Origin of the sequence: Cobetia sp. UIB-001 (assembly GCF_044789135.1) — a bacterium.
GTDB lineage: Bacteria > Pseudomonadota > Gammaproteobacteria > Pseudomonadales > Halomonadaceae > Cobetia > Cobetia amphilecti.
In genome coordinates, this window is the sequence record NZ_CP058244.1 from 273022 (window position 1) to 297871 (window position 24850).

21 protein-coding genes are annotated in these 24850 nt (G+C 65.3%); 18 read left to right on the top strand and 3 right to left on the bottom strand.

The window, feature by feature from the left end:
* Positions 1–265: 265 nt before the first annotated feature.
* Positions 266–2263, bottom strand: a complete 1998-nt coding sequence (locus tag HA399_RS01245; protein ID WP_404325762.1) for a BCCT family transporter — start codon at positions 2261–2263, stop codon at positions 266–268.
* A 412-nt stretch (positions 2264–2675) separates the two neighbouring features.
* Here HA399_RS01245 and HA399_RS01250 point away from each other — a divergent pair, with 412 nt between their 5' ends.
* The 6 genes from HA399_RS01250 (at position 2676) to HA399_RS01275 (ending at position 9711) form a co-directional block, all read left to right on the top strand.
* Positions 2676–3299 carry a hypothetical protein gene (locus HA399_RS01250; protein WP_404325764.1) on the top strand — a complete coding sequence of 208 codons (624 nt, stop codon included), beginning with the start codon at positions 2676–2678 and terminating at the stop codon, positions 3297–3299.
* On the top strand, positions 3299–3736 hold the full coding sequence (locus tag HA399_RS01255) for a hypothetical protein (protein WP_216060180.1): 438 nt from the start codon (positions 3299–3301) through the stop codon (positions 3734–3736). Before HA399_RS01250 ends, HA399_RS01255 begins: the two co-directional genes overlap by 1 nt.
* A 139-nt stretch (positions 3737–3875) precedes the next feature.
* Positions 3876–6041, top strand: coding sequence for an ATP-binding protein (locus tag HA399_RS01260; RefSeq protein WP_404325766.1), 2166 nt, complete (start codon positions 3876–3878; stop codon positions 6039–6041).
* A gap of 16 nt (positions 6042–6057) precedes the next feature.
* The gene (locus tag HA399_RS01265; RefSeq protein ID WP_404325767.1) at positions 6058–7587 is read left to right on the top strand and encodes a sigma-54-dependent transcriptional regulator; all 1530 of its coding nucleotides are present in this window, start codon (positions 6058–6060) and stop codon (positions 7585–7587) included.
* Between the two features lie 122 nt (positions 7588–7709).
* Positions 7710–8471 carry a DUF1007 family protein gene (locus HA399_RS01270; protein WP_084589350.1) on the top strand — a complete coding sequence of 254 codons (762 nt, stop codon included), beginning with the start codon at positions 7710–7712 and terminating at the stop codon, positions 8469–8471.
* Positions 8461–9711 carry a nickel/cobalt transporter gene (locus tag HA399_RS01275; RefSeq protein WP_404325769.1) on the top strand — a complete coding sequence of 417 codons (1251 nt, stop codon included), beginning with the start codon at positions 8461–8463 and terminating at the stop codon, positions 9709–9711. The genes HA399_RS01270 and HA399_RS01275 overlap by 11 nt, the downstream gene beginning before the upstream one ends.
* 115 nt (positions 9712–9826) lie before the next feature.
* Here the strand turns inward: HA399_RS01275 and HA399_RS01280 are convergent, their stop codons facing one another.
* Complete coding sequence (locus HA399_RS01280) at positions 9827–10255, bottom strand: HIT domain-containing protein (protein WP_054555248.1); 429 nt, start codon at positions 10253–10255, stop codon at positions 9827–9829.
* Positions 10256–10659: 404 nt separating this feature from the next.
* Here HA399_RS01280 and HA399_RS01285 point away from each other — a divergent pair, with 404 nt between their 5' ends.
* The 8 genes from HA399_RS01285 (at position 10660) to HA399_RS01320 (ending at position 17946) form a co-directional block, all read left to right on the top strand.
* Complete coding sequence (locus HA399_RS01285; RefSeq protein WP_404325770.1) at positions 10660–11667, top strand: TAXI family TRAP transporter solute-binding subunit; 1008 nt, start codon at positions 10660–10662, stop codon at positions 11665–11667.
* A gap of 363 nt (positions 11668–12030) precedes the next feature.
* On the top strand, positions 12031–14103 hold the full coding sequence (locus HA399_RS01290) for a TRAP transporter permease (RefSeq protein WP_152965327.1): 2073 nt from the start codon (positions 12031–12033) through the stop codon (positions 14101–14103).
* A gap of 202 nt (positions 14104–14305) precedes the next feature.
* Positions 14306–15085, top strand: a complete 780-nt coding sequence (locus HA399_RS01295; RefSeq protein WP_404325771.1) for a sulfite exporter TauE/SafE family protein — start codon at positions 14306–14308, stop codon at positions 15083–15085.
* Positions 15086–15253: 168 nt separating this feature from the next.
* Positions 15254–16249, top strand: coding sequence for a zinc-dependent alcohol dehydrogenase family protein (locus HA399_RS01300; RefSeq protein WP_404325773.1), 996 nt, complete (start codon positions 15254–15256; stop codon positions 16247–16249).
* Positions 16250–16314: 65 nt separating this feature from the next.
* Entirely contained in the window at positions 16315–16446 is a 132-nt protein-coding gene (locus tag HA399_RS01305) for an entericidin A/B family lipoprotein (RefSeq protein ID WP_084589348.1), read from the top strand.
* Positions 16447–16469: 23 nt separating this feature from the next.
* Positions 16470–16601, top strand: coding sequence for an entericidin A/B family lipoprotein (locus HA399_RS01310; protein ID WP_107335644.1), 132 nt, complete (start codon positions 16470–16472; stop codon positions 16599–16601).
* A gap of 151 nt (positions 16602–16752) precedes the next feature.
* Positions 16753–16884, top strand: a complete 132-nt coding sequence (locus HA399_RS01315) for an entericidin A/B family lipoprotein (RefSeq protein ID WP_043333217.1) — start codon at positions 16753–16755, stop codon at positions 16882–16884.
* Positions 16885–17058: 174 nt separating this feature from the next.
* Positions 17059–17946 (top strand): LysR family transcriptional regulator, encoded by an 888-nt coding sequence (locus tag HA399_RS01320; RefSeq protein ID WP_317292537.1) that lies wholly within the window; start codon positions 17059–17061, stop codon positions 17944–17946.
* A gap of 126 nt (positions 17947–18072) precedes the next feature.
* On the opposite strand, the gene HA399_RS01325 is transcribed toward HA399_RS01320, so the two are convergent.
* Positions 18073–19185, bottom strand: a complete 1113-nt coding sequence (locus HA399_RS01325; protein ID WP_404325775.1) for a rhodanese-related sulfurtransferase — start codon at positions 19183–19185, stop codon at positions 18073–18075.
* A 336-nt stretch (positions 19186–19521) separates the two neighbouring features.
* On the opposite strand from HA399_RS01325, the gene HA399_RS01330 reads away from it, so the two are divergent.
* The 4 genes from HA399_RS01330 (at position 19522) to HA399_RS01345 (ending at position 24843) form a co-directional block, all read left to right on the top strand.
* Positions 19522–20313: a formate dehydrogenase accessory sulfurtransferase FdhD gene (locus HA399_RS01330; protein ID WP_404325777.1), complete on the top strand. Its 792-nt coding sequence runs from the start codon at positions 19522–19524 to the stop codon at positions 20311–20313.
* A 15-nt stretch (positions 20314–20328) separates the two neighbouring features.
* A complete protein-coding gene (locus tag HA399_RS01335) occupies positions 20329–22716 on the top strand; it encodes an FdhF/YdeP family oxidoreductase (RefSeq protein ID WP_404325779.1) in 2388 nt (795 codons plus the stop codon).
* A 174-nt stretch (positions 22717–22890) separates the two neighbouring features.
* A complete protein-coding gene (locus HA399_RS01340) occupies positions 22891–23331 on the top strand; it encodes a VOC family protein (RefSeq protein WP_043333215.1) in 441 nt (146 codons plus the stop codon).
* A gap of 285 nt (positions 23332–23616) precedes the next feature.
* Positions 23617–24843: a diguanylate cyclase gene (locus HA399_RS01345; RefSeq protein ID WP_404325781.1), complete on the top strand. Its 1227-nt coding sequence runs from the start codon at positions 23617–23619 to the stop codon at positions 24841–24843.
* Positions 24844–24850 lie beyond the last annotated feature (7 nt).

Here is a 24850-nt window from a genome sequence, read left to right on the forward strand (position 1 = left end):
GGCGGGATGCAGGGTAACGAATTCACTGTATCGCCCTCATCGGCCACCCCTATCGTCGCCGGCGCACCACCCTCAAGCCGTAGATGAATGCTTGGTGAGAGATGTGGTGCGCGCACGCGGTTTTCAAGGTCGCACACGGATATTGCAGCCAATGTCGTCGGCTCGGACATTCTGATATCGGCCACATACGCAAAGGCCCCGCACGGGGCGGGGCCTTTGCGACAGCCATGTCATCAGCTGTCATCGCTTCTGCAACGCTCAGGCGTCAGTTGCGCGCCATGTGCAGGAAGTGCATGTGCTTCTCGTACTGGTCCAGCACGTCGCCGATCACCTGCTCCTTGGTGTAACCCATGACGTCATAGGTCTGGCCACCTTCACGCAGGAAGACCTCGGCGCGGTAATGGCGTTCCACGTCGCTGGTGCCCTTGCGCTTGACGTTGCGCAGCGCGAAGGCCGGTGCTGCGTATTCGCGCACCCGCACACCGTAGACGAAGTCGACTTCCTCGCCGTGGCTGACCTGCAGATAGCTGCGGTCTTCCTCGTCATTGACGCGCGTATCCAGGCCTTGGGCCTCGAATTCCTTCGCGACATCCGCCAGTGCCGGCGTGACGGTGTTGATCAGGTACTGCTCGACGTTCTTCTGGCGCGGCGTCTCGACCAGGGTCTGGACGCGCTTCTGCCAGCTGCGTGCGCCACCGGCGGTGTGGCCCGGCGTGTTGCTCAGGTGCTGCATGGAGCGTTGCTTGACGCCCTCGAGACGCAGTGCCTTGAGCAGGCCATAGCAGACGAACATCAGGATGATCGCGAACGGCAGGGCAGAGGCCAGCGAGGCGGTCTGCAGCGCGCCCAGACCACCTGCCAACAGCAGCGCCACGGCGACGAAACCTTCGGAGAAGGCCCAGAAGACACGCTGCCAGACCGGAGATTCATCACCTTCCTTGGAGGTCAGCATGTCGATGACCAGCGAGCCGGAATCCGAGGAAGTGACGAAGAAGGTCACCACCAGCAGGGTGGCCAGCATGGAGGTGATGCTACCGAACGGGAACAGCTCCAGGAACTTGAACAGTGCCACGGACGCATCGGCGGAGACCGCTTCTGCCAGGTTGCCCGCGGTATCGGTCAGCAGCATGTGCAGGGCGCTGTCGCCGAAGAAGGTCAGCCACAGGAAGGTGAAGCCCATCGGCACGAACAGTACGCCGTAGACGAATTCACGGATGGTGCGGCCACGCGAGACGCGTGCGATGAACATGCCCACGAACGGGGACCACGCGATCCACCAGCCCCAGTAGAACAGGGTCCAGCCACCCAGCCACTTGGACGGGCCATCTTCGGGGATATAGGCGAACATGTTGAAGGTCTTGTCGACCACTTCGCTGAGGTAGCCACCGATGTTCTGGATCAGCGTCTGCAGCAGGAAGATGGTCGGACCCACGCACAGCACGAACAGCATCAGCGCCAGTGCCAGGCCAAGGTTCAGCTCGGAGAGACGACGGATGCCGCCGTCCAGACCCATGACCACGGAAACGGTCGCCAGACAGGTGATGATGGCGATCAGGATGATCTGGGTGGTCAGGTCGTTGTCGATATCGAACAGATAATGCAGACCGGAGCTGACCTGCAGCACGCCCAGACCCAGCGAAGTCGCGACCCCGAACATGGTGCCGAAGACGGCGAAGATATCGACGGCGTGGCCGATCGGGCCATGGATGCGCTTGCCGATCAGCGGATACAGCGCAGAGCTGATGCGCAGCGGCAGGTTGTGGCGGAAGCTGAAGTAGGCCAGCGCCAGCGCCACCACGGCATAGACGCCCCAGGCGTGGATGCCCCAGTGGAAGAAGGTGGTCTTCATGGCTTCACGCGCGGCCTCGACGGTGCCGGCATCGCCGACCGGAGGCGCAGTGAAGTGGAAGACAGGCTCGGCGACGCCGTAGAACATCAGGCCGATGCCCATGCCCGCGGAGAACAGCATCGCGAACCAGGAGCCGTAGCTGAAATCAGGCTCGGAATGGTCTGGCCCCAGCTTGATGTCGCCATAGCTCGAGAAGGCGAGACCCAGCGTGAAGATCACGAACACGCCCATGGCCAGCAGGTAGAACCAGCCGACGGTGTCGATGATCCAGGTCTGGACATGACCGAAGGCGGTCTGCGCGGTATCCGGCATGGCGACCGTAAAGATCACGAACGCCAGAATCACCACGGCGGAGCCGAAGAAGACTGGCGGGTTGATCTTGGCGACCGTGGGCTGGTCGGCATTTTCTGACATAAATTTCTCTCCCTGATTGCCTATTCGTCGATAATGGTAACTTATTGAACCTGTAGCGTCGTGAGTTGTCCGCGCGATATCGTTTCCATATGTAACCAGTGTTGCGCGCGCTGACCGGCGGTTTGCGCGCCGAGCGAGCGGCCCTGGCAGCGCTGGCGTTGCGTGATCATCGTGCGAAATGGCAATGGCGGTAAGCTCTTGGCTTGCATTGTCGGGTGCTGGATACGGTAGGCGCTGGCATGGCTGGGCGCTAAGATGAGGCTTCCTGCATCCAGGGTATCCCGCTGTCTCGATACCATAATTATGCAGAAACCCTACAAGACTTATGTGTCAGTCTAGTGCCTCTGGTGTGTCTCATGGTGTGAAAATCGTGATGCCGCGCCGGCTCAAGTGGCTGACCGGAGACGTTCGCATGCTCCATCGACTTCCCGAATTTTCCGCACGGCCGGACGTGGCTGACCCGTCAGCGCGCTCGCGCCTGCCGCGCATGACACTGCTCGCAGTGGGGCTGGTGCTGCTGAGCGGCTGCTCGGCCCTGTCCGGCAAGGACCCGCTGGCCGCGAATGACAGCGCTGGCCTGCCCGAAGCCTGCATCTTCCCGCGTGAGGGCGATGCCAATCAGTGGTTGCGTGCCGCGGCGCAGGTCGTCGAGGCCCGTGGCTACAAGATCCGCGAGAGCGAACAGGCGCTGGGCGTGGTGACGGGTGAGCGCAAGGTGGACCAGCCGGGCCTGGGCGCGATCGATGGGCCCTTCGGCTCGCGCATCGGCTTCTCGGTGGGCTATGGCGTCGCGGCGGGCAATGATTTCGGCGTGGGCGTCGGCAATGACACCTTCCGCGAGGACCCGATCAGCTTCGAGCGCATCTCGCTGGTCGCGCCGGATGAGCGCGTGCGCGTGATCCGCGATGAGCAGGTCATCAATCAGGGCGGCTACGTCATCGATGCCCGCCCTCACAATGACAGCGACAGCTGCCGCCAGATCGAGCGTCAGCTGCAGGCTGCGCTGGCGGGTCGTGATCCACGGGAGGTTCGCTGATGAACATGCGCAAGGCATCTCCACGCTCGCTGTGGCAACGTCTGGGGCTCGTGACGCTGCTCGCCGGCCTGCTGGTGCTGGGTGGCTGCATGAATCAGCCGACCCATGCGCCGGACTCGCGCACCGCGGTGATCGCCCCCAACAGCGGCACCCTGACCTCCCAGCAGGTCTTCGTCACCCTGCTGACGACGCTGGCGGAGCGTGGCTTCATCATCGAGCGCGCAGACCCGGACCTCGAGCGTCTCGATGCCAGCTACGCTGCCCGGCCGCCGCTGGCGCTGGAAGCCTGGGTGAGCGAGGTCAACGGCCAGATTCGTCTCAGCGTGAGCGGTGACAGCAATGGTGCCGATATCGCGCCGGGCCGCCTCGACAACCTGCTGGTGGAGGTCGCCGTGGCCCTGGATGCGCGCACCGTGCCGGTGATCGGCGCGCCGTGACCGCCCCGCGCATGGCAACCCCACGCATGGCAACCCCACGAGGCGGCCCTCGGCGTCGCCTCTTTGGCCTTGCCCACCACTTCGCCGGCGGGCAGTGCCGGAGCCCGGTCGAGCCCGCGCTTGCGCGGTGTGATGGCCCATGACGCTGAGTGCGCTGCGCCGTCGGCGTCTGGCCTGGCTGGCACTCTCGGCCAGCCTGCTGGCCGGGCTGATGGCCTTGTTTGCTCTCTGGCACTGGGAGCTGGCGCGCGGTGAGCGTGATGCCCGCCAGCACGCCGCGACTCGCCTGAATTTCTACGCCAGCACGCTGAATGCCGAGTTGTCGCGCTTCCAGTGGCTGCCGGAATTGCTGGCGCGCCAGGCCCGTGTGCGTATCGCCCTTGGCGAGCAGGGCGTTCCGCCTGCGGCAACGGCGCCTGTTATCCCCTCAGACGAACGCGACGCCGCCAGTGCCGCCGCTCCCCTCGGTTCGAGCAGTGATCTCAACCAGCACCTGCGGCGTGTCGCGCGTGCCTCCGGCGCGGCGGCCATCTTCCTGACCGACCGCGACGGCATGACCGTGGCCGCGAGCAACTTCGATGAGCCAGACAGCTTCGTCGGCTATCGCTACGACTACCGGCCCTACTTCATCGATGCCCTGGCGCGCGGGCGCGGCGAGTTCTTCGCCGTCGGCAATACCACCGGGCGCCCCGGCTATTTCGTCTCGGCGCCGGTACTCGGGGCCGAGGGTCAGCCGCTGGGCGTCATGGTGGTCAAGGTCTCGCTGGAGGCGCTGGAGGATACCTGGCGCCAGGCGGGAGAGACGGTGCTGCTCGCCGATGCCAATCGCATCGTGCTGCTGGCCTCGCGGCGTAACTGGAAGTATCGCGCGCTGGAGGCGATCGAACCGCAGGCGCTGGACAGCATTCGGGCACAGCAGCAGTTTCGCGGGGCGCCGCTGACACCACTGTCGCGGGAGCTGGAGGACGGCAGTCTGGTGCTGGGCGACAACCATGAGCTGGCGGCGTCGGAGATCGCGCGGCTGCCGACGGCGGCGATGGGCCAGCGCTATCTGGATGAGTCGCTGGCCAGCGGGCCGCTGGGCTGGCAGCTGCATTTTCTGATGCCGCTGCGGCCACTCTATATCCAGGCGCGCAATGTGGTGCTGGTCGGGCTCGCCGTGATTCTGGGGCTGGCGATGATGGCGCTGTGGATGCGCGAGCGTCAGGCGCGTCTGGGACTGATTCGGCGCGAAGCGCTGATGATGCGCGAGATCAACGAGCGCCTCGAGGAGCGGGTCGCCCAGCGCTCGCGCGAACTCGAGGCCACGCGTGACGAGCTGGTGCAGGCCGGCAAGCTGGCCGCGCTGGGCACCATGGCGGCCGGTATCGCCCATGAGCTCAATCAGCCGCTGGTCGGTATTCGCACCTACGCCGGCAGCGGCGGCAAACTGCTGGCGCGGGGCATCGCCTCCGCCGCAACGCGCCCCGAGCTGACCGCGCGTGCCGCCGAATCCGCCGCCAGCAACTTCACGCGCATCAGTGAGCTGTCCGAGCGCCTGGCGGACATGATTCGCCAGCTGCGCGTCTTCGTGCGTCCGGCCAGTCAGCAGGCGCCCGTTGCCCTGGCGCTGGCGCCGCGCATCGACTTCGCGCTGGAACTGCTCGCCGAGCGAGTCACCGCCCTCGACCTGACGGTGGAGCGGGACGCGTTGCCCCGGGACATCATCGTGATGGGCGAACAGGTGCGTCTCGAGCAGTTGCTGACCAACCTGATCCGCAATGCGCTCGATGCGCTGGAAGGGCAGCAGAGAGCACAGCAGGCCGATCAGCAGAGCGACAAGCGCACGGCCCCGCGACTGCGCCTCAGTTGGCAGGCCTGGCCGGCAGTGGCCAGCCTTGAGGGGCAGCCGGGCGGATGTCTGCGCATCGAGGACAACGGCCCCGGCATCGACCCTGCGCTGCGTGACACGCTGTTCGATCCTTTCACCACCACGCGTGAGGTCGGCGAAGGCATGGGAATGGGGCTGTTTCTGAGTTATGGCCTGGCGCGCGATCTCGGTGGCCAGCTGCGTCTGGCCGATGGCGCTTCTGTGTCTGAACCGGCTGAGGGCTCCTTGCTGGCTGATGGCTCCTCGCTGGCTGAGGGCTCTTCAGTGTCTGAACCGGCCGAGGGCTCCTCGCTGGCTGAGGGCTCTTCGCTGGCTGAGGGCTCTGCGCTGGGCGGCGCCTGCTTCGAATTGTGGCTACGCACGCCGGCGTCGGAGGCAACGCATGCAGCCGACGGCACCGAACCACAAGGCAGCGGGCAGCAATCCGTGACATGACGGGGTATACGCACGAATGACAGGCTATACGCACGACAGCGATGGCTTCGAGGGCGCAGAGGAGTTTGCCGCCACGGGCCTGGACCCGGCAGAGCTGCGCCTGCAGCAGGACAGCGATCTGACCCGCGAGGCGCCGGTATGGCTGGTGGATGATGATCCGGCGGTGCGCGAATCTCTCGCCCAGTGGCTGGAGCTGGCCGAGATCCACCTGCGCTGCTTCTCGCGCGCCGAGGCGCTGTTGGAAGCCTTGGCCGCCGCTGAGCCGGTCAGCGTGGTGATCAGCGATATCCGCATGCCGGGCATGGATGGCCTGACGCTGCTGGCGCGGCTTGCGCTAAAGGCGCCGGAGCTGCCGGTGCTGATGATGACCGGGCACGGCGATGTCGCCACGGCCGTTGCCGCGATGCAGGGCGGCGCACGCGATTTCATCGAGAAGCCGTTTGACCCCGAAGCGCTGGAGCTCAAGCTGCGTCAGGCGCTGGCGGGGCGGCGTCTGAGTGATGAAAACCAACGCCTGCGCCGCCGCTTGAGCGTGCGCGGCCTCAGTGGTCTGCTGCGGGGCGAGAGCCGTCAGATTCGCCAGCTGCGTGAGCGACTGCTTGAATTGCGCGGACATCCTGCGCGGGTCTGGATCAGCGGCGAGGCGGGCAGCGGGCGCAGCACTCTGGCGCTGGCACTGGCCGAGCATGCGCCGCCTGCCGACGCGTCGGCCTCATCTGCTGCCATGTCGACGGCGGCGACGGCCTTGCTGGCGCGAGTGGAATGCGCGCCCCTGTCGCAAGCCAGGGCAGAGGGCGCGGAGGCATTGGCGGGCGCGATCGAGGATGCGCTCGCGGCATGTCCTGCGGCCAATACCTTGCTGCTGCATGAGGTGGATCACCTGAGTGGCGCGCAATGGCAGTGGCTGGAAGGCTGGATCGCCGCGCGTGAGGACGGCGCCCGACTGGCGCCACGGCTGGTGTGCAGCGCGCAGTGCAGCGTGGGCGACGTGATGGCAAGCGGGCCGCTGACGCGCACCCTGGGGCATGCACTGGCCGAGATCGAACTGACGACACCCGCCCTGCGCGAGCGGCGCGAGGACATCCCGTTGCTGATGGCGCATTTCAGTCGTCAGGCCGCCGAGGTGCATGAGGTGGAGGCGCAACCCTTCGCCAGCGGTGAGCTGGCCGCATTGATGGCGGCGGACTGGCCGGGCAATCTGTGGCAGCTGCGCCAGGCCGCCAGTCGCCGCGTGGTGCTGGGGGAATCGCCCATAACGCGGCAGTCATCCGCGCTGGGCAATGCCTCAGCGGAGGAGGACGCAGGCGAGGCCGGCAATGGGGCGAGCGACGAGGCACTGGCGAGCAGCGAGGAGCATGGGCTGGCGGCACAGGTGGCGATGTTCGAGTCGACCTTGATTCGCGCCGCCTTGACCCGCGCACGCGGCAACATCGCTCAGGTGCTGGAGGAGCTGGCGCTGCCGCGGCGTACGCTCAATCTCAAGATGCACAAATACGGGCTGCGCCGAGAAGACTTTCGCCATGGCCATGATGATTCGGCGAACTGACCGCCATCAAAGCCTGTCGAAGATGTCCTCGGGCTGCGTCGGGATGCCGCCCGTTTTGTCATGAAGTAACATCCTGCCAATCCCTTCCTGTCGTCCCCGTGACGTTCTGCCGGAGTTTCCCGATGTCTGTTGCTGTTCATCGCCTGGTGGCGGCGCTGTCGTCCGCGCTGGCGCGTTTCCCGTCTCGTCACAGCCTGCGCCCCGCAGTCTGGCTGACACCGTTGTTGATGCTGGGCACCCTGGTGGCCAGTCAGCCCGCCGCCGCGCATCCGCACGGCTGGGTCGATCTGCGGGTGACGCTGCGCCTCGATGACCAGGGGCGGGCCGTCGCGATGCGCCAGTATTGGCTGCTCGACCCCTTCTACAGCCTGACGCTGCGTCAGGAGCTGGCCGCGCTCGAGGACGATACCAGCATGGAACAGCGCCTCGATGTGCTGGGCAGCGAGATTCTGGCCAATCTGTCGCAGTTCGATTACTACACCCATGTCACGCTGGACGGCGAACCCGTGGCGCTTGGCAAGGCGACGCGCCAGACCACCTGGCTCAAGGGTGAGCGTGTCGCCTTCCAGATGGAGCTGCCGCTGGCCGAGCCGGTCGCGATGGCTGGCCACACCCTCAGTTATCGCATCTATGACCCCACCTATTACATCGAGATTCTGCATGACCCGGATGCCATCGCCGTGCAGCAAGGGCTGGTGGTGAGCGGGCTGGAAGGGCAGGACTCGGCGCTGAGCTGCACGCCGGGCATCACGCCGGCCGACCCGGACCCGTCCAAGGTCGCCGAGGCCTCGATGCTGGATATCAACGCCACCGCACCGATGGATCTCGGCCAGTACTTCGCCGAGGTCGGCAGTGTCAGCTGTGAGGTGGCTGATGAGCAGTGAGCCGAAGGACACCAGCGGGCTTGGCGATATCAAGAGCCTCAAGGGCATGCGTGATGGCCTGCTGAAGCCGGCCTCGTCGCGGGGGCGGCGACTGGCCGGCTGGCTGGCGGTCGGCTGCGGGCTGCTTGTGCTGGGCATGGCGCTCTGGCCAAGCCTGGTGCAGGGCTGGGGCGAGGCGCTGGGGTGGATCTTTGCCGAGCAATCGCGTTTCCAGCGCTCGCTGGGGCGCGCCATGAGTGAACTTGCCGCCCATCCCGGCACGCCCTGGGCGCTGATCGGGCTGTCCTTCGCCTATGGCGTGCTGCATGCCGCGGGCCCCGGGCATGGCAAGGTCGTGATCAGTACGCTGCTGGTCAGCCAGCCCATCGTTCGGCGCCGTGCGCTGTGGCTGTCGTTGCTGGCGGCCTTGCTGCAGGGCGTCAGTGCGCTGGTGCTGGTCGGCCTCGGGGCGGGGCTGCTCGACTGGGCGGGGCGCGATGTGCTCGGACAGGTCGAGAAGGTCACCCTGCTCAGTCATCTCGGGGTGCTGGTGCTGGGGCTGTTGCTGCTGTGGCGCGCCGCTCGCACGCTATGGCGTGTTGTCAGAGCACAGCCTGCCTCTAGCGTGGGAGCGCCGCAGGCGCCAGCGATGCAGGGGCTGGCGTTCGAGCCGTCGCCTGGCCACGACCACTCACATTCTCACTCCCACTCTCACTCCCACTCTCACGGCCACGCTCATTCACACGGGCATGACTGCGGTTGCGGCCATGCGCATGGCGTGACCGCGGAGCAGGCCAGTGGCGACTGGCGCACCATGGGCATGGCGGTGCTGGCGATCGGCCTGCGGCCGTGTTCCGGCGCGATTCTGGTCTTGCTGGCCGCGCTGGCGCTGAACATGGTCGGCAGCGGGGTACTGGCGGTGCTGGCGATGTCATTGGGCACCGCGCTGACGGTGGGCAGCGTGGCGATGGCCACCTTGATCATGAAGGCCAGCGGACGCCTGGCGGCGGCCGGCTCGCGCCTGGGTGGGCCGCACTCAAACGGCCGCGCGCGCCGTCAGTGGCCGTGGGCGGCACTGGTCGGGCTGCTCGGCGGCATCATCATCACGGTCTTTGGCGCTTTGCTGGTCGCCAGCAGTCTCAAGGCGCTGGATTCTCCCACCGGTCGCGGCGCCTCGCCCTTCGATCGCTCGGCGCCGGGCACCTCCCTCCAGAGCCCTCTGGGCCCGCGGTCGTCAGGGCAGATCTCAGGCCACGAGTGAGGTCTGCGGTGCCGCCCTAGTTACCTGCTACACACTACCTGCCATCTACAAGAACGGGGCCCATTGGGCCCCGTTCTTGTAGATGGCAGTGTCCGTGAAAGCGCAGGTGGTGCTGTCAGTAGGAATAGCTCGGCAGCTCGGCGATCTTCATGCGCAGGGTGTCGACCAGCACCGTCAGCGCTTCGCTGTCGTGGGGCTCTGCCGTGCCGACGCCCCACACCGGCCCTGGCCAGGCTGCATCATCGCTGCGGCGGGCGATCACGTGCATGTGCAGCTGCGGCACCATGTTGCCCAGTGCGCCGATATTGAGCTTCTCGCCGCCGCTTACCGTCATCAGCAGCTCGCCCAGTTGGGTGGTTTCCTGCCACAGCTGCTGCTGGGCGCTGCTGTCCAGCTCGTAGATCTCGCGGATGGCATCGCGGCGCGGAATCAGTACCAGCCACGGATAGCGCGCATCGTTCATCAGGCGCACGGTGCACAGCGGCAGGTCGGCCACGAAGTGGGTGTCGGCGTCCAGCTGCGGGTGAAGGCTGAAGGGGGTCATCGTCTCTCCTTGATCGGATGGAGCAGGGCGGGCGTGAGTCGAGGGCAAAGGGTAACCCGAATCGTGGCGGACTCCCTGGCGTGAACGCCCGCGAATGCCCTCAGTGTGACCAGATCGGCAGAATCCTGCCACTTTGCGGATTGCCCGTGCGCGCTGTGGAGGCTGCGCAATGCCCCCATCGCCAAATACCGCGCCGCGCGGACAGTTGCTAACCTTCTTCCTACGCTGAAGCAGAGGCTCGCAACGAACGCCCCACGCAAAAGAGGACTACCTTGCGCATTGTCGGTCGCGACATGGCCAGCACCGCCCAGGGCCAGAGCCTGCTCAGCCGCAATGTCCGTCTGCCTACCCACATTACAAGAATGCTCAACCTGCGCCCGGCAGGTTCGCCAAGGAGTCACTCCATGCAAAAGCGTCAGTTCCTCAAGGCCGGTCTCGGTCTCGCCATCGCAGCCTCTCTTGGTCTCAGTGCCGTGGCTCAGGCGGAAGGCAAGTACATCATGGGTACCGCCACCACCGGTGGCACCTTCTACCCGGTCGGCGTGGCACTCTCCACGCTGATCAAGGTCAAGCTCGAGCCGACCGCCGGCATCTCCGTGTCCGCGATCTCCTCTGCCGGCTCCGGCGAGAACCTCAAGCTGATGGAAGAGGACCAGGCCCAGTTCGGCATCATCCAGGGCCTCTACGGCGCCTGGGCATGGAATGGCACCCCGCCGGTCAACAAGGCGCACAAGAACCTGCGCAGCATCTCGATGCTGTGGCAGAACGTCGAGCACTTCGTGGCCCGCAATGATGAGGTCAAGTCCGGCACCATCGAGGACATGACCAACTTCTACGGCAAGAGCTTCTCCATCGGCAAGAAGAACTCCGGTACCGAAGGCTCGGGTCGCTTCATCCTCGAGCAGCTGGGCATCGATGCCGACAAGATGGATCTGGCCTACATGGGCTATGGCCCGAGCGCCGACGCGATGCAGAACGGCAACATCGACGGCATGAACATTCCGGCCGGCGCACCGGCCTCCGCCGTGACTCGTGCCTACGCCAACCTGGGCGGCGAGATCACCACGCTGGACTTCACCGAAGAGCAGCTGGCCAAGGTCAACTCCCAGTTCGAGCTGTGGACTCCGTACGAAATCGCCGCTGGCACCTACCCGGGTCAGGACGAGGCGATCAACACCATCGCCCAGCCGAACATCCTGGTGGTGCGTGACGATGTCTCCGAAGAAGACGTCTATCAGATCACCAAGACCATGTACGAGAACCTGCCGTTCCTGAACAACATCCACCCGGCCACCAAGGCCATGGCCCTCGACAAGGCCATCGCGGGCCTGCCGCTGCCGCTGCACCCGGGTGCCGCACGTTACTTCAAGGAGCAGGGCATCGAGATTCCGGCGCGCCTGATCGCCGAGTGATCCATACCTGATGTTCCCGCTGCCCTCATCGCTCGCCTCTGGCGGCGGTGAGGGCAGCGCAGTTTCCCAGACCAATAAACCACCGCCGGTCCGGCGCCATGACACTGCCCCGCGTGGGCAAGGTGAGGCGCAGGACCAGAGCAGTGCCCACGATTGATTGCTGTAGAAGCCCGTATTCTCCTCGCAAGCCCGGGCGCATGGTGACGCAAGTCGCCGCTGCGCCATCGCTGTCTGATCCCGTTTTGAGGCAACGCCATGCATGATTCCCGCTCGCCAGAGCCCTCTCGTCCCACTGATAGCGAAGCGCAGGAGCCGGATCTCTCCGGTGTGCGCGACGAATCCGCCGAAGCTGCGCCGTGGCGCATGGAGCTGCCCTGGCTGGGGCGTGCCGTCTTCGTGATCTCCATCGTCATCTGTCTGGCGCACCTGTACTTCAACACCGTCTCGACCCTGTCGGAGCTGTGGGTGAGCGCCTTGCACTACGGCCTGTTCGGTCTGCTGTGCGCGCTGACCATTCCGATGCTGACGCCGGCCAGTGATGGTGCCAAGCGCTGGGTGCTGGGCGTGGATGTCATGCTGGGGCTGGCGGCACTGGGTTGCGGCCTCTACCTGATCGGCTTCGAGGATGCGCTCTATGACCGCGGCGTGGTGTTCTCCACCGCGGACTGGGTGGTCTCCATCGTCGCGGTCGGCCTGATCCTCGAGTTCGCGCGTCGCACCACCGGCTGGTTCATCCCGGTGCTGTGTCTGATCGCGCTGACCTACGTGGCCTGGTGGGGCAAGTATGTCGGTGGCGTGTTCAACTTCCCGGGCCTGACCTGGGAGACGGTGCTGTTCAGAAGCTTCATCGGCGGCGAAGGGATGCTGGGCTCCATCGCACGCATCTCCTGGTCCTACGTGTTCATGTTCATCCTGTTCGGGGCCTTCCTGGTCAAGTCCGGCGCGGGTGACTTCATCATCGATCTGGCGCGCTGCGCGGCGGGTCGCTTCAAGGGTGGCCCGGGCTTCGTGGCGGTGTTCGCCTCCGGCCTGATGGGCTCGGTGTCCGGCTCGAGTGTCGCCAACACCGTCTCCACCGGCGTGATCACGATTCCGCTGATGCGCCGTGCCGGCTTCCCGGCGCGCTTCGCGGCAGGCGTCGAGGCCGCCGCCTCGACCGGTGGCCAGCTGATGCCGCCGGTGATGGGCGCGGGCGCCTTCATCATGGCGTCCTACACCCAGGTGCCGTACCTGACCATCGTCGGCGTGGCCGCCTTGCCGGCGCTGCTCTACTTCCTGTCGGTGGCCATGTTCGTGCGCATCGAGGCCAAGCGCTCCGACGCCACGGCGCTGGATGACCCGCAGGGCCCGCGTCTCAAGGACGTGCTCAAGGATGGCTGGCACTATCTGGCACCGCTGTTCGTGCTGGTCGGCGCGCTGATCTACGGCTTCACGCCGACCTACGCCGCCGGCATCGCGATCCTGTCCGTCATCGCGGCCTCGTGGCTGTCGAAGAATCCGATGAAGCTCGGTGACATCATCGAGGCGATGCTGGCCGGGGTGCGCAACATGACCACCACGGCGATCCTGCTGATCACCGTCGGCCTGATCGTCAACGTCGTCTCCACCACCGGTATCGGCAACACCTTCTCGCTGATGATCACCGACTGGGCGGGTGGCAGTCTGCTGATCACCATCATCCTGATCGCGCTGGCGTCATTGATTCTGGGCATGGGCCTGCCGGTGACGGCGTCCTATATCGTGCTGGGCACGCTGTCCGCCCCGGCGCTCTACAACCTGATCGCCCATTCCCAGCTGGTGGATCTGCTGGCGGCGGGCAACCTGCCGGAGCAGGCCAAGGCCATCTTCATGCTGGCTGCACCGGACAAGCTGGACCTGCTGGGCGCGCCGATGAGCATGGACGCCGCCCGCGAACTGCTGGCACTGGTGCCGGATACCTTCCAGAGCCAGCTGTATGAGCAGGCGCTGTCGCCGCACGTGCTGACCATGGCGCTGGTGAGTGCGCACATGATCATCTTCTGGCTGTCCCAGGATTCCAACGTCACACCGCCGGTCTGCCTGACCGCCTTCGCGGCAGCCGCGATCGCCCGCACACCGCCGATGAAGACCGGCCTGATGGCCTGGAAGATCGCCAAGGGCCTCTACATCGTGCCGCTGCTGTTCGCCTGGAGCCCGCTGATCTCCGGTGACATCGGCGAGATGCTGACGGTGTTCGTGTTCGCGCTGTTCGGGATCTACGCCATCGTCGCGGGCCTGGAAGGCTATCTGGAGCACGAGCTGCCCTGGTGGCTGCGTCTGGCGATGTTCCCGCTCGGTGCGCTGATGCTGTGGCCGCATGGTCAGCTGACCTACGACCTCGCAGGCCTGGTCATCTTCCTGGGCGTGCTGACCTACAGCGTGCGTCAGAGTGGCCGGCAGGAAGCGCTGGCGCACTGAGCCAGGCGTGTCGGATGAGCGCCAGACGCGTCAGCCGATGTGGCTGAAGCAGGCGTGACGCGTCGCGATATGCTATGAACGATGCCCGGCATCACTTTCCCCCGCTCAGTCGCGAGGGTGGTGTGTCGGGCATCGCGCGCTCTGGGGCATGTCTGCCGCGGGCGTCTTCACTCAACAGGATGGCGGGACAAGGAATGTCGGCATGATGTCGGATGTTGCAGGGCTGACCAGCGGCCTTGATCTGATCAGCGTAGTGGCGCTGATCGCACTGGGTGGCGTGGCCGGTTTCATCAATGTGCTGTCGGCGGGTGGCTCGATGCTGACGCTGCCATTGCTGATGTTTCTCGGCCTGCCGCCTGCGCAGGCCAATGCCACCAACCGCGTGGCGATCGCGTTGCAGAGTGCGACCGCGACCAGCACCTTCCTCAAGGCGGGCGCACACAACATGGGGGTGGCCTGGCGGCTGGCCGTGCCCGCCGTGGCAGGCGCCATGCTGGGGGCCTGGCTGGCGACCCGCATCAGTGCCGAGGCCTTCGAGAGCGTCCTGATCGTGGTGATGGTGGTGTGTTCGATCATGATGCTGCTGCCGACGCCACGCATCGACACCCGTGAACTGACGCCGGAGCGCATCACGCCCGTGGTGTTGCTGGCGATGTTCGGCATCGGCATTTATGGTGGCTTCATTCAGGTCGGTGTCGGCGTGCTGTTCATCGTGGTGCTCTACCGGCTGCTCAAGATCGACCTGACCCAGGTCAACGTCTTCAAGGTCTTCATCGTGTTGATGTATACCCTGCCGGCGCTGGCGGTGTTCGTGTTCGATGGTCAGGTGCGCTGGGCCTACGGTCTGGTGCTGGCGGTCGGCAACATGAGCGGCGCCTTCCTCGGCGCGCGGGTCAACATGGGGCCGGCAGGGGCGCGTTGGGTGAAATGGCTGACGGTCGCGGTCATCTTCATCATCGTGCTCAAGCTGGCGCTGACCTGATGCTGAGCTGATGCTGACCTTATGTTAGACACGGAGTAAGCTCGCGGTAATCTGAGCGAAATGCCAGTCTGTCCTGTCGGCACTCCGGCACGCCGCTCACCCCCTATTCATGATGGCGCCGAGCCCGGCTATGGCGTCTCTTCCTTCATCGTTCAGGAGTCTTTCCTCATGCAAGCCATGGTCATCGAGCAGTACGGCGGTCCCGAAGTGTTCGTCGAGCGCGAACTGGAGACCCCGACACCGGCGCGGGGGCAGGTGCGTATCAAGGTGACGGCTTCCAGCATCAACCCCATCGAGACCAAGCTGCGCAGAGGGCTGGTCAAGTCGCACCCGGAATTCCCGGCCATTCTCAATGGCGATGTCTCCGGGGTGATCGATGCCGTCGGCGAAGGCGTATCGGACTTCTCCGTCGGGGATGAAGTGCTGGGTTGTGCCGGTGGCGTGAAGGGCTGGCAGGGCGCTCTGGCGGACTACATGATCGCCGACACCCGTGTGATCGTGAAGCGCCCGAGCCTGGCGGCGCTGACGCTGGAAGAGTGTGCGGCCTTGCCGCTGGTATTCCTGACGGCCTGGACGGCACTGGCATCACGCGGTCAGATCAAGGAAGGCGAGCACGTGCTGATCCACGCCGGCACCGGCGGCGTCGGCCATGTCGCGGTACAGATCGCCAAGTATCTCGGCGCGCATGTCACCACCACCGTGTCCAGCGAAGCCAAGGCGGACCTGGCACGCCAGCTGGGCGCCGACGAGATCATCAACTACCGCGAGGAAGCGGTCGCGGACTACTTGACGCGCCTGACCTCCGGGCGTGGCTTCGATCTGGTCTTCGACACCGTCGGTGGCGACAACCTGGATCGCTCCATCGAGGCCACCGCGACCTCCGGTCGTCTGTGCTCCATCAATACCCGCTCGACCCACGACCTGACCCAGCTGCACTCCAAGAACCTGTCGCTGCACGTCATCTTCCGCTCGGTACCGCTGCTGACCGGTATCGGCATGGACGACCAGCCGGAACTGCTCAACGCCCTGAGCGAGATGCTGGAGGCCGGTGCGGTACGTCCGCTGCTCGACGAGCACCAGTTCAGCTTCCGTGACGTCGCCAAGGCGCATGAGCTGCTGGAGTCCGGCGAGGCGCTGGGCAAGATTCTGCTGGTAAATCGTTGAGGATTGGCACCTTCGGTCAGTGAGGGTGTCTCACCTTCATTGGCCGTTGATCAGGAAGAGAAGTGATGAGAATGACGCGTTTGATGGTGGCTGCCCTGTTGGTGGCCAGTGTGAGTCTGGCCGGCTGCAATACCGTGGCCGGTTTCGGCAAGGACCTGGAGCATCTGGGCGGTTCGATCGACAACGCCGCCAGCTGATTGCCCGAGAGAGAGGAATGCCCATGCGACGATTCATGATGATGACTGGCACCGCGCTGCTGTTCGGCCTGCTGTTGGGTGGCTGCAATACCGTGGAAGGTTTCGGGGAAGATCTCGAACACCTTGGGGGTTCCATCGAGGAATCGGCCAGTTGATGGCACTGTCCATGACATGGGCGGCGAGTGAACAAAACATGAATCTCACCCCTTGAAAGCCCATGGGGCGGCCCAAGGTATGAGGGTAGAGGCGCAGGCACTGGCGTCTTTACGAGATTTCTCGATATTCACTACCGCAAGGAGCATGACCATGTCCCGCACCATTGCACTCATCTTCGCCTCTTTCTTCACTCTGGCAGCGCTTTCCGGCTGCAACACCGTTGACGGTGCCGGCCAGGATGTCGAGCATGCTGGCGAAGCTGTCCAGGACGCTGCTCAATAAGCGACGCCTGGATAGTGGTGATATCCAACGCCCGGCCATCGCGCCGGGCGTTTTCGTGTCTGATCGCCAGACATGCAGGCGTGCTGACTGACGGGCTGCCTTGCGTCATCATAGCGCTGACGGCATGCGCCCCCAGCGTACGTCACTCCCGCCACCGCGAGCCAAGGGCCCGACATGGATCATCGACAGTTGAGTTTTCTGGTCGCGCTGGCCAGTGAGCGCCATTTCGGTCGCGCAGCGCGGGTCTGTCATGTCACCCAGCCGACGCTGTCGGCGCGCCTCAAGCAGCTCGAGGAGGAGCTGGGCACGGCGCTGATACTGCGCGGCCACCGCTTCGAGGGCTTCACCCCGGAAGGGGAGCGCGTGCTGACCCACGCACGGCGCATTCTCGCCGAGCTGGATGAGCTGAAGGGAGACCTGTCACCGGACGCGGTGCTGACCGGCCGCCTGTCACTGGGCGTGGTGCCGTCGGCGCTGGCGGCGGTCGGCGAGTTTCTGCCGCGGCTGCGCGAGGCCTTCCCGCAGCTCTCGCTGCGCCTGCGCGAGCTGTCGACCTCATCGCTGGCCCAGGGGCTCGAGGATGGCGAGCTGGATCTCGCGGTCGGCTACCCTGCGGCGCCGGCCATGAGCGGCTTCGCCTGTCGGCCGCTCTATCAGGAGCATTCGGCGCTGATCGCCAGTCAGGCGCATTTCCGCCTGCCCGACGCGCCGCAGTGGGAGTGCCTGCGCGACTATCCGCTGGTGTTGCTGACGCCGGAGATGCAGCAGCGGCGGCGCCTCAATCAGCAGTTCGAGCTGCTGGGCCTGCAGCCCTCGCCCTTGTTGGAGGCCAATTCGATTTCCGGCCTCGGCGTGATGCTGGAGGCTGGCCTGGGAGTCAGCGTGCTGGCGGAGAACCTGGCCGATTCGCGGCTTGGTGAAGGGCTGATCGCGCGTCGACTGCCCGGCGAGGGCGAGACGGTCGGGCTGTTGTGGCGCAGTGGACAGCAGCGTAGCCGACGGCTGAATGCCGTGCTGGAACTGCTGCGTTCGCTGCCTCACTCGGCGGGTGTGGCCGATTGAGTGAGCCTGCAACGCAGAACACCCCGTCGAGACGGGGTGTTCGGGTAGCGAAAGCGGCGTTGGCTGCTATCAGCTCTTCTTGCTGGGCTTTCTATGCCGGGCTTTCTTGCAGGTCTATTGGCAGATCTACTTGCCGGACTTCTCGCTGGCCTTCTTGCTGGCTTCCAGCGCGGCGCGGCGGGCGGCTTCACGCTGCTGCTGCTTGGCATCGCGTCGCGCCTGCATCTGGGCGACGGCGTCCATGCCCAGGTGGGCTTCGCCACGTTCTCTGGCGAGGCGAATCTGGTTCTCGCGTTCGGCGAAGCGCGCCTTCTGGGCGTCGCTCAGCTTGTCGTAGCAACGTGGGCAGCTGACGCCTTTCTGGTAGCGCTCGCTCTGCTTGTCTTCCTCGGTGATCGGCAGGCGGCAGGCATGGCACTGATCGTACTGGCCAGGGCGCAGCTGATGGTCGACGGTGACGCGCTCATCGAACACGAAGCACTCGCCCTGCCACAGCGTCTCTTCCTCGGGCACCTCTTCCAGATACTTCAGGATACCGCCCTTGAGGTGATAGACCTCATCGAAGCCCTGCTCCTTGAGATAGGCCGTGGACTTCTCGCAGCGGATGCCGCCGGTGCAGAACATCGCCACCTTGCGGTGCTGTGTCGGGTCCAGCTCGCGCGAGACGTAGTCCGGGAAATCACGGAAGGCAGTGGTGTTCGGGTTGACGGCACCGGCGAAGGTCCCCACTTCCACTTCATAGTCATTGCGCGTGTCGATCAGCAGCACTTCAGGATCGGAGATCAGCGCATTCCAGTCCTTCGGCTCCACATAGGTCCCGACGGTGTGACGCGGATCGATGCCCTCGACGCCCATGGTGACGATCTCGCGCTTGAGCTTGACCTTGGCGCGCAGGAAGGGCGCCTGCTCGGCCAGTGACTGCTTGGTGTCGAGCTCGGCCAGGCGCGGGTCGCTGGTCAGCCAGGCGAGCAGCGCATCGATGCCCGCGCGTGAGCCGGACACGGTGCCGTTGATGCCTTCGCGGGCCAGCAGCAGGGTGCCGCGGATGGCGTGCTCGTTCATCACCGCCAGCAGTGGGTCGCGCAGCGCCTCGAAGTCCTCGAGGGTGACGAACTTGTAGAGCGCGCAGACCACATGCTGCGGCGCCAGCGGGCTGGGGCGGGCGGAGGCAGACGTGCTGGTCAGCTGCGGGGCGCTGGCCTGATCAGACGCGGTGGTCAGGTCGGGCGTGTCGGTCATGCGAAGGTCCTCATGCGGGCCGGAACGTAAATCCGGAGCAGGATGATCGAGAGATGAGAGCGGCCGGCGGGCGGGTGATAGCGCGACAGCAGGAGCACCCTCAAGGGTCGGCGACGCATTTTACGCGACTCGCGCGCGAATTTCTCGCCCACCGCGATGGCCCGCATGCCTGTCACCGGCTGGACGTCATCTTCATTGGCGGTGTCTATCAATTGGCGGCTCGGCTCAATTGGTCGCTCTCATGGCATGGCGGTAGGATATTCCCATATTGCGCAGAGGTCGGGTGAGGGTTGCGTGCACCATTCTCGCCACACATCTGCGCCACGGAGAGCCGTAATGAAAGATTCGCTCTATCAACAGGCGCCAGGCGCTGCAGGCTACGCGGATGCCCGCGAGGTGCCGCTGCGCGAGCTGGATGGCCCATCGGAGCTGCCGGTGAGTCTGGCGCTCAATGACACCGCGATGGGCACCTTGCTGGCCAGTCCAGAGGCCCTTGAGCCGCTGGCGCTGGGGCATGCCTTCACCGCGGGCTGGATCACGCGGCGTGACGAGGTCTCGGCGATCCATCTCTCGCGGCTGCGTCATGGGCTGGCGGTGCGCCTTGAGGTCAGTGACTCGCTGGCGCGCAAGGCCGAGCGTCATCAGCGGCGTGAGAGCAGTGTCTCGAGCTGCGGCGCCTGTGGCGTGCAGGACGAAGCGGAGCTGATGGCGGGACTCATGCGTCTGCCGCCACGGGCAGCGCTGGCGCCCGATGCGTTGATGCGCGGATTGGAGCGCCTGGAGCGCGCCACGCGCCGCGGCATGCATCTGGCGCTGGGGTTGGACGCCGAAGGCGGTCTGATCTCGCAGGGCGCCGATATCGGTCGCCACAATGCGCTGGACCGCGTGATCGGCATGAGCCTCGACAGCGGTGTGTGGCCCGAGGCGTTGCTGGTGTCGAGCCGCTGCAGCCTGGAGCTGGTGCAGAAGACCATCCGTGCGCGCATTCCGACCCTGGTTACCCTGGCGGTGCCCTCGCGACTCGCCGTCGAGACCGCCCGCGCCTGCGACCTCAATCTGATCTGTGCCCACCGCGGGCGTCGACTCGAATTGCTCAGCGGTCACGCTGATCGCCCCCGTTCATCCTAGCCAGTGGATCCTGACATGACCGACATTGCTGCCCCCGAGATCGAGACGCCTGCGTCTGCCAGCCTGCCCCGCGAGGATGCGCAACAGACGCGTCATCCGCGCATTGCCGCCTATTCCGGGCCGGCGGGTGGCTGGGGCGCACTCAAGAGCGTCGGCCAGCATGTCAGTCACTCCAGGGCGCCGTGGAAGAGCGTGCGCTCCCTGCTCAAGGCCAATCAGGACAAGGGCTTCGACTGCCCCGGCTGTGCCTGGGGAGACCCGGAACACGGCTCCTCCTTCGAATTCTGCGAGAACGGCGCCAAGGCGGTGGCCTGGGAAGTGACCGCCAAGCGGGTCACGCCGCGCTTCTTCGCTCAGCACACCGTCACGGAGCTGCTGGGCTGGGACGACTTCATGCTCGAGGATCAGGGGCGTCTGACCGAACCGATGCGCTACGACGCGGCCAGTGATCGCTATATGCCGATCAGCTGGGACGCGGCCTTCGAGCTTGTCGCCGAGCACCTCAGCGCGCTGACGTCGCCGGATAAGGCGCTGTTCTATACCTCGGGGCGTGCCAGCAACGAGGCGGCCTATCTCTACCAGCTTTTCGTGCGTCTGTTCGGTACCAACAACTTCCCCGACTGCTCCAACATGTGCCACGAGGCCAGCGGCGTCGGCATGAAGGCGAGCCTCGGCGTCGGCAAGGGCACGGTGCTGCTGGAGGACTTCGAGCACGCGGATGCCATCTTCGTGTTCGGTCAGAACCCCGGCACCAATCACCCGCGCATGCTGGGCGATCTGCGGCGCGCCTCACGGCGTGGCGCGCGCATCGTCAGCTTCAATCCGCTGCGTGAGCGGGGGCTGGAGCGCTTTGCCGATCCGCAGTCGCCGCTGGAGATGATGACCCTCTCCAGCCAGCCCATCAGCCATCGCTATTACCAGCCACGCATGGGCGGCGACATGGCGGCGGTGCGTGGCATGGCCAAGGCGCTGTTCGCGATGGAGGCGCGGGGCGAATTCACGCGCGCCGCCAGCTTCATCGAAGCGCATACCCGCGGCGTCGAGGCCTGGCAGGCGCTGGTCGAGGCGACCGAGTGGGCAACCCTCGAGGGCCAGTCCGGCCTGACGCGCGCTCAGCTCGAGGAGGCGGCCGCCATCTTCGCCAGTGCCGGCAACGTCATCTGCACCTGGGCGATGGGCATCACCCAGCATCTGCATGCCGTCGAGAGTGTGCGCGAGATCGTCAATCTGCTGTTGCTCGGCGGGCACTTCGGTCGCCCCGGTGCCGGGGCCTGTCCGGTGCGTGGCCATTCCAACGTCCAGGGCGATCGCACCATGGGCATCGACGAGAAGGCGCCCGCCTGGCTGATCGATGCACTGGAAGCGCGCTACGGCGTCAGCATGCCGCGTGCGCCGGGCTACAACACCGTGGAGAGCTTGGCGGCGCTGGAGCAGGGCAAGGCGAAGACCTTCATCGCGCTGGGCGGCAACTTCACGCGTGCCACGCCGGACAGCGAGCGGACCGAGGCCGCGATGCGCAACCTCGAGCTCAACGTCCAGATCAGCACCAAGCTCAATCGCAGTCATCTGGTGATGGGCAAGCAGACCGATGCGCTGATTCTGCCGTGTCTCGGGCGCAGCGAGATCGATCGCTCCTCACAGGTGGCTTCCCAGCACATCAGCGTCGAGGACTCGATGTCGATGGTGCACTCCAGCGCCGGCATCAAGGCGCCGGCCAGCCCTGAGTTGCGCTCCGAGCCCGGCATCATCGCGGCGATCGCGCGTGCCACTCTGGCGCGCGTGCTGCCGGCGCGAGGGGGCAGTGATCCGGTCGATTGGCAGGCCCTGAGCGAGAACTATGACCTGATCCGTGACGAGATCGCGGCGGTCATTCCCGGCTTCGCGGACTTCAATGCACGGCTGGCACACAAGCGCGGCTTCCACCTCGCCAATCCGGTGCGCGAGCTTGCCTTCCCGACCTCCAGCGGCCTGGCCGAGTTCTCGCACATGCCGCTGCCGGAGTCGGTGATGCATCAACAGCTGGCGCGGCGTGACGGCTGGCTGACGCTGCAGACCATGCGCAGCCACGATCAGTACAACACCACCGTCTACGGCTACAACGACCGCTATCGTGGCGTGTCGGGTCAGCGGCGGGTGATCTTCATCAATGGTGACGACCTGGCGCGGCTGGGGCTGGCCGACGGTGATTGGGTCGACATGCTCGGCGAGCCGCGTCCGGACGGCAGCGAGCGACGTGCGCCGCAGTTCCGTCTGGTCGAGTACGACATCCCGGCCGGTTGCATCGGGGCCTACTATCCGGAAACCAACGTGCTGGTCGCATTGGAAAGCCACGGCGCTGATACCGGCACGCCATCCTCCAAGGCGGTGCCCGTACGTCTGGAGCGCAGTTCACGCATCGCCTGACGGCGCGAGACGCCAGCAGCAGGGTGCATGCATTACCACACTGCCGCGCCGCGAGGAGACTCGTCGCGCGGCAGTCGTGTGTCTAGAATATTCCCGTGCGCCGAGCCAGCTACGCTCGGCGCACGTCTTTTCCGTCCTCAGTGCTGCCTCAACCACCGTTCAAGAGAGTGATCCATGCAATATCTGCACACCATGCTGCGTATCCGTGATGTCGACGCTTCACTGCATTTCTTCCGTGACCTGCTCGGCATGGTCGAGATCTCGCGCAAGGATTCCGAGAAGGGCCGCTTCACGCTGATCTTCCTGGCAGCCCCGCAGGATGCCGAACGTGCCCGCGAGATGCAGGCGCCGATGCTGGAACTGACCCATAACTGGGACCCGGAAGAATACGAAGGTGGGCGCAACTTCGGCCATCTGGCCTATCGCGTCGAGGATATCTACGCCACCTGTCAGCATCTGATGGACAACGGCGTGACCATCAATCGCCCGCCGCGTGACGGCCACATGGCATTCGTGAAGAGCCCGGATGGGATTTCGCTGGAGCTGCTGCAGGCCGGTGACGCCCTTGCGCCGCAGGAACCCTGGGCCTCCATGAGCAACACGGGCAGCTGGTAAGCAAGCAAGGCCGCAGGTTGACGTGTGCGTAAGCGTCGCATCCAGGCAACGCAATAGCCGAATTATGACTGGTGCATCGCCCAGCAGGGCTTATGATGTAATGAAGTTCATAAGCCCCGTAGCATGATGTGTGACATGTCGTGCTCGGCCTTTGTGGAGTGCCATCGCGGCAGGCAGCTATACCTTCTTCCTTTCTCTTGCTGCCCGCCTGACGCGATGTTGCACCTTCTGGAGTCGCGTGAGGGACCGCCACGCGGACACTGCCTAGCTGGCAAGGATTGCCTGATGCCGAGAGTCATAAGCACCTGGCTACGTCATGAACCACGATTGCTCGCCGTGGAGCATCGTCGTTTCTACCATGCCTATCTTTGGGTCTATCTGATGCTGATGGGCCTCTTCGTGGTGTGGGTTCCCTTCTTCACTCTCTTCAACGAGTCGCGGTTGGCATTCGCCAGCGGCATCATGGCGCTCGTGTCCGTGCTGGGCGTGATGCTGCACCGGGCGCATCAGCTGACCTTGGGTCTGGCCCTGATGATGAGCGCCTTGACGCTGATGGCCTGGCTCTCGGTTTTCTGCTTCGGGCTCTCGGCGGGCTATGAGTACTATTTCTTCATCGTGATGGCCGGCATCCACCTGGCCCCGCTGGCGCCGCGCATTCGAGTGGTGACGACACTGATGCTGTTCATGGCGGCTGTCTCGGCGCTGATGGTCTCGCCAGTCCTGCATGAGGGCGGCGTCCTGTCGGTCTGGGTGCTGCAATCGACCAATCTGTTCGCGGTCTTCCTGATGATGGTCACCTTCCTGTGGCGCATGCTGGCGCTTACCGAACACTTCGAGCGCCAGTATCTGAAAGATGCCAGTCGTGATGAGTTGACCGAATTGCTCAATCGCCGCCAGATATTGCGCCACGCCGAGGACTGGTGGCGTGACGGAGTGCCCTGTGCGGTCTTGATGCTGGATGCGGACAACTTCAAGCGCGTCAATGACCTGCATGGGCATGCCGTCGGAGATGAAGTGCTGCGTCATCTGGGCCGTCTGCTGACGGCCACATTGCGTCAGGGCGATCGCGCCGGACGCGTCGGTGGCGAGGAATTCCTGGTGCTGTTGCCGCGTATCGGGCGTTCCGAAGCCATTTCCGTGGCGGGGCGCATGCGCTCCCTGCTGGCCAAGTCTCCTCCGGCCTTCGCCGGCACGCCGGTACCGGTCACGGTTTCCATCGGCGTTGCCATCAGTCATGAGGTCGATTCGCTGGATGAGCTGATGCAGCTGGCCGACAGGCGGTTGTATCACGCCAAGCACAATGGACGTGATCAGGTGGTGGCCGGTGGGGAACACGAGATGACAGGCCTTGCCACGGCCGATGCCAGCCCTCCGCCCCCCGGGAATGGCGGTAGCGGGCTTGGCAAGGCTGAGGCCGTGGAGGAGGGCGCTCGCGACAAGGAGGATGACCGCCAGGGAAAGCGGCACCACAAGGACTCCAGCCCTTTCTCGCGGACACCCCTCGTCGGCTGACCTGAGT

What these genes read in the sequence shown, in the direction of transcription:
- HA399_RS01280 (WP_054555248.1), bottom strand. Translation starts at nt 10,255, where the DNA reads ATGACCCCCTTCAGCCTTCACCCGCAGCTGGACGCCGACACCCACTTC.
- HA399_RS01315 (WP_043333217.1), top strand. Translation starts at nt 16,753, where the DNA reads ATGTCCCGCACCATTGCACTCATCTTCGCCTCTTTCTTCACTCTGGCA.
- HA399_RS01275 (WP_404325769.1), top strand. Translation starts at nt 8,461, where the DNA reads ATGAGCAGTGAGCCGAAGGACACCAGCGGGCTTGGCGATATCAAGAGC.
- HA399_RS01295 (WP_404325771.1), top strand. Translation starts at nt 14,306, where the DNA reads ATGATGTCGGATGTTGCAGGGCTGACCAGCGGCCTTGATCTGATCAGC.
- HA399_RS01325 (WP_404325775.1), bottom strand. Translation starts at nt 19,185, where the DNA reads ATGACCGACACGCCCGACCTGACCACCGCGTCTGATCAGGCCAGCGCC.
- HA399_RS01250 (WP_404325764.1), top strand. Translation starts at nt 2,676, where the DNA reads ATGCTCCATCGACTTCCCGAATTTTCCGCACGGCCGGACGTGGCTGAC.
- HA399_RS01335 (WP_404325779.1), top strand. Translation starts at nt 20,329, where the DNA reads ATGACCGACATTGCTGCCCCCGAGATCGAGACGCCTGCGTCTGCCAGC.
- HA399_RS01265 (WP_404325767.1), top strand. Translation starts at nt 6,058, where the DNA reads ATGACAGGCTATACGCACGACAGCGATGGCTTCGAGGGCGCAGAGGAG.
- HA399_RS01260 (WP_404325766.1), top strand. Translation starts at nt 3,876, where the DNA reads ATGACGCTGAGTGCGCTGCGCCGTCGGCGTCTGGCCTGGCTGGCACTC.
- HA399_RS01255 (WP_216060180.1), top strand. Translation starts at nt 3,299, where the DNA reads ATGAACATGCGCAAGGCATCTCCACGCTCGCTGTGGCAACGTCTGGGG.
- HA399_RS01330 (WP_404325777.1), top strand. Translation starts at nt 19,522, where the DNA reads ATGAAAGATTCGCTCTATCAACAGGCGCCAGGCGCTGCAGGCTACGCG.
- HA399_RS01285 (WP_404325770.1), top strand. Translation starts at nt 10,660, where the DNA reads ATGCAAAAGCGTCAGTTCCTCAAGGCCGGTCTCGGTCTCGCCATCGCA.
- HA399_RS01345 (WP_404325781.1), top strand. Translation starts at nt 23,617, where the DNA reads ATGCCGAGAGTCATAAGCACCTGGCTACGTCATGAACCACGATTGCTC.
- HA399_RS01300 (WP_404325773.1), top strand. Translation starts at nt 15,254, where the DNA reads ATGCAAGCCATGGTCATCGAGCAGTACGGCGGTCCCGAAGTGTTCGTC.
- HA399_RS01305 (WP_084589348.1), top strand. Translation starts at nt 16,315, where the DNA reads ATGAGAATGACGCGTTTGATGGTGGCTGCCCTGTTGGTGGCCAGTGTG.
- HA399_RS01340 (WP_043333215.1), top strand. Translation starts at nt 22,891, where the DNA reads ATGCAATATCTGCACACCATGCTGCGTATCCGTGATGTCGACGCTTCA.
- HA399_RS01245 (WP_404325762.1), bottom strand. Translation starts at nt 2,263, where the DNA reads ATGTCAGAAAATGCCGACCAGCCCACGGTCGCCAAGATCAACCCGCCA.
- HA399_RS01310 (WP_107335644.1), top strand. Translation starts at nt 16,470, where the DNA reads ATGCGACGATTCATGATGATGACTGGCACCGCGCTGCTGTTCGGCCTG.
- HA399_RS01320 (WP_317292537.1), top strand. Translation starts at nt 17,059, where the DNA reads ATGGATCATCGACAGTTGAGTTTTCTGGTCGCGCTGGCCAGTGAGCGC.
- HA399_RS01270 (WP_084589350.1), top strand. Translation starts at nt 7,710, where the DNA reads ATGTCTGTTGCTGTTCATCGCCTGGTGGCGGCGCTGTCGTCCGCGCTG.
- HA399_RS01290 (WP_152965327.1), top strand. Translation starts at nt 12,031, where the DNA reads ATGGAGCTGCCCTGGCTGGGGCGTGCCGTCTTCGTGATCTCCATCGTC.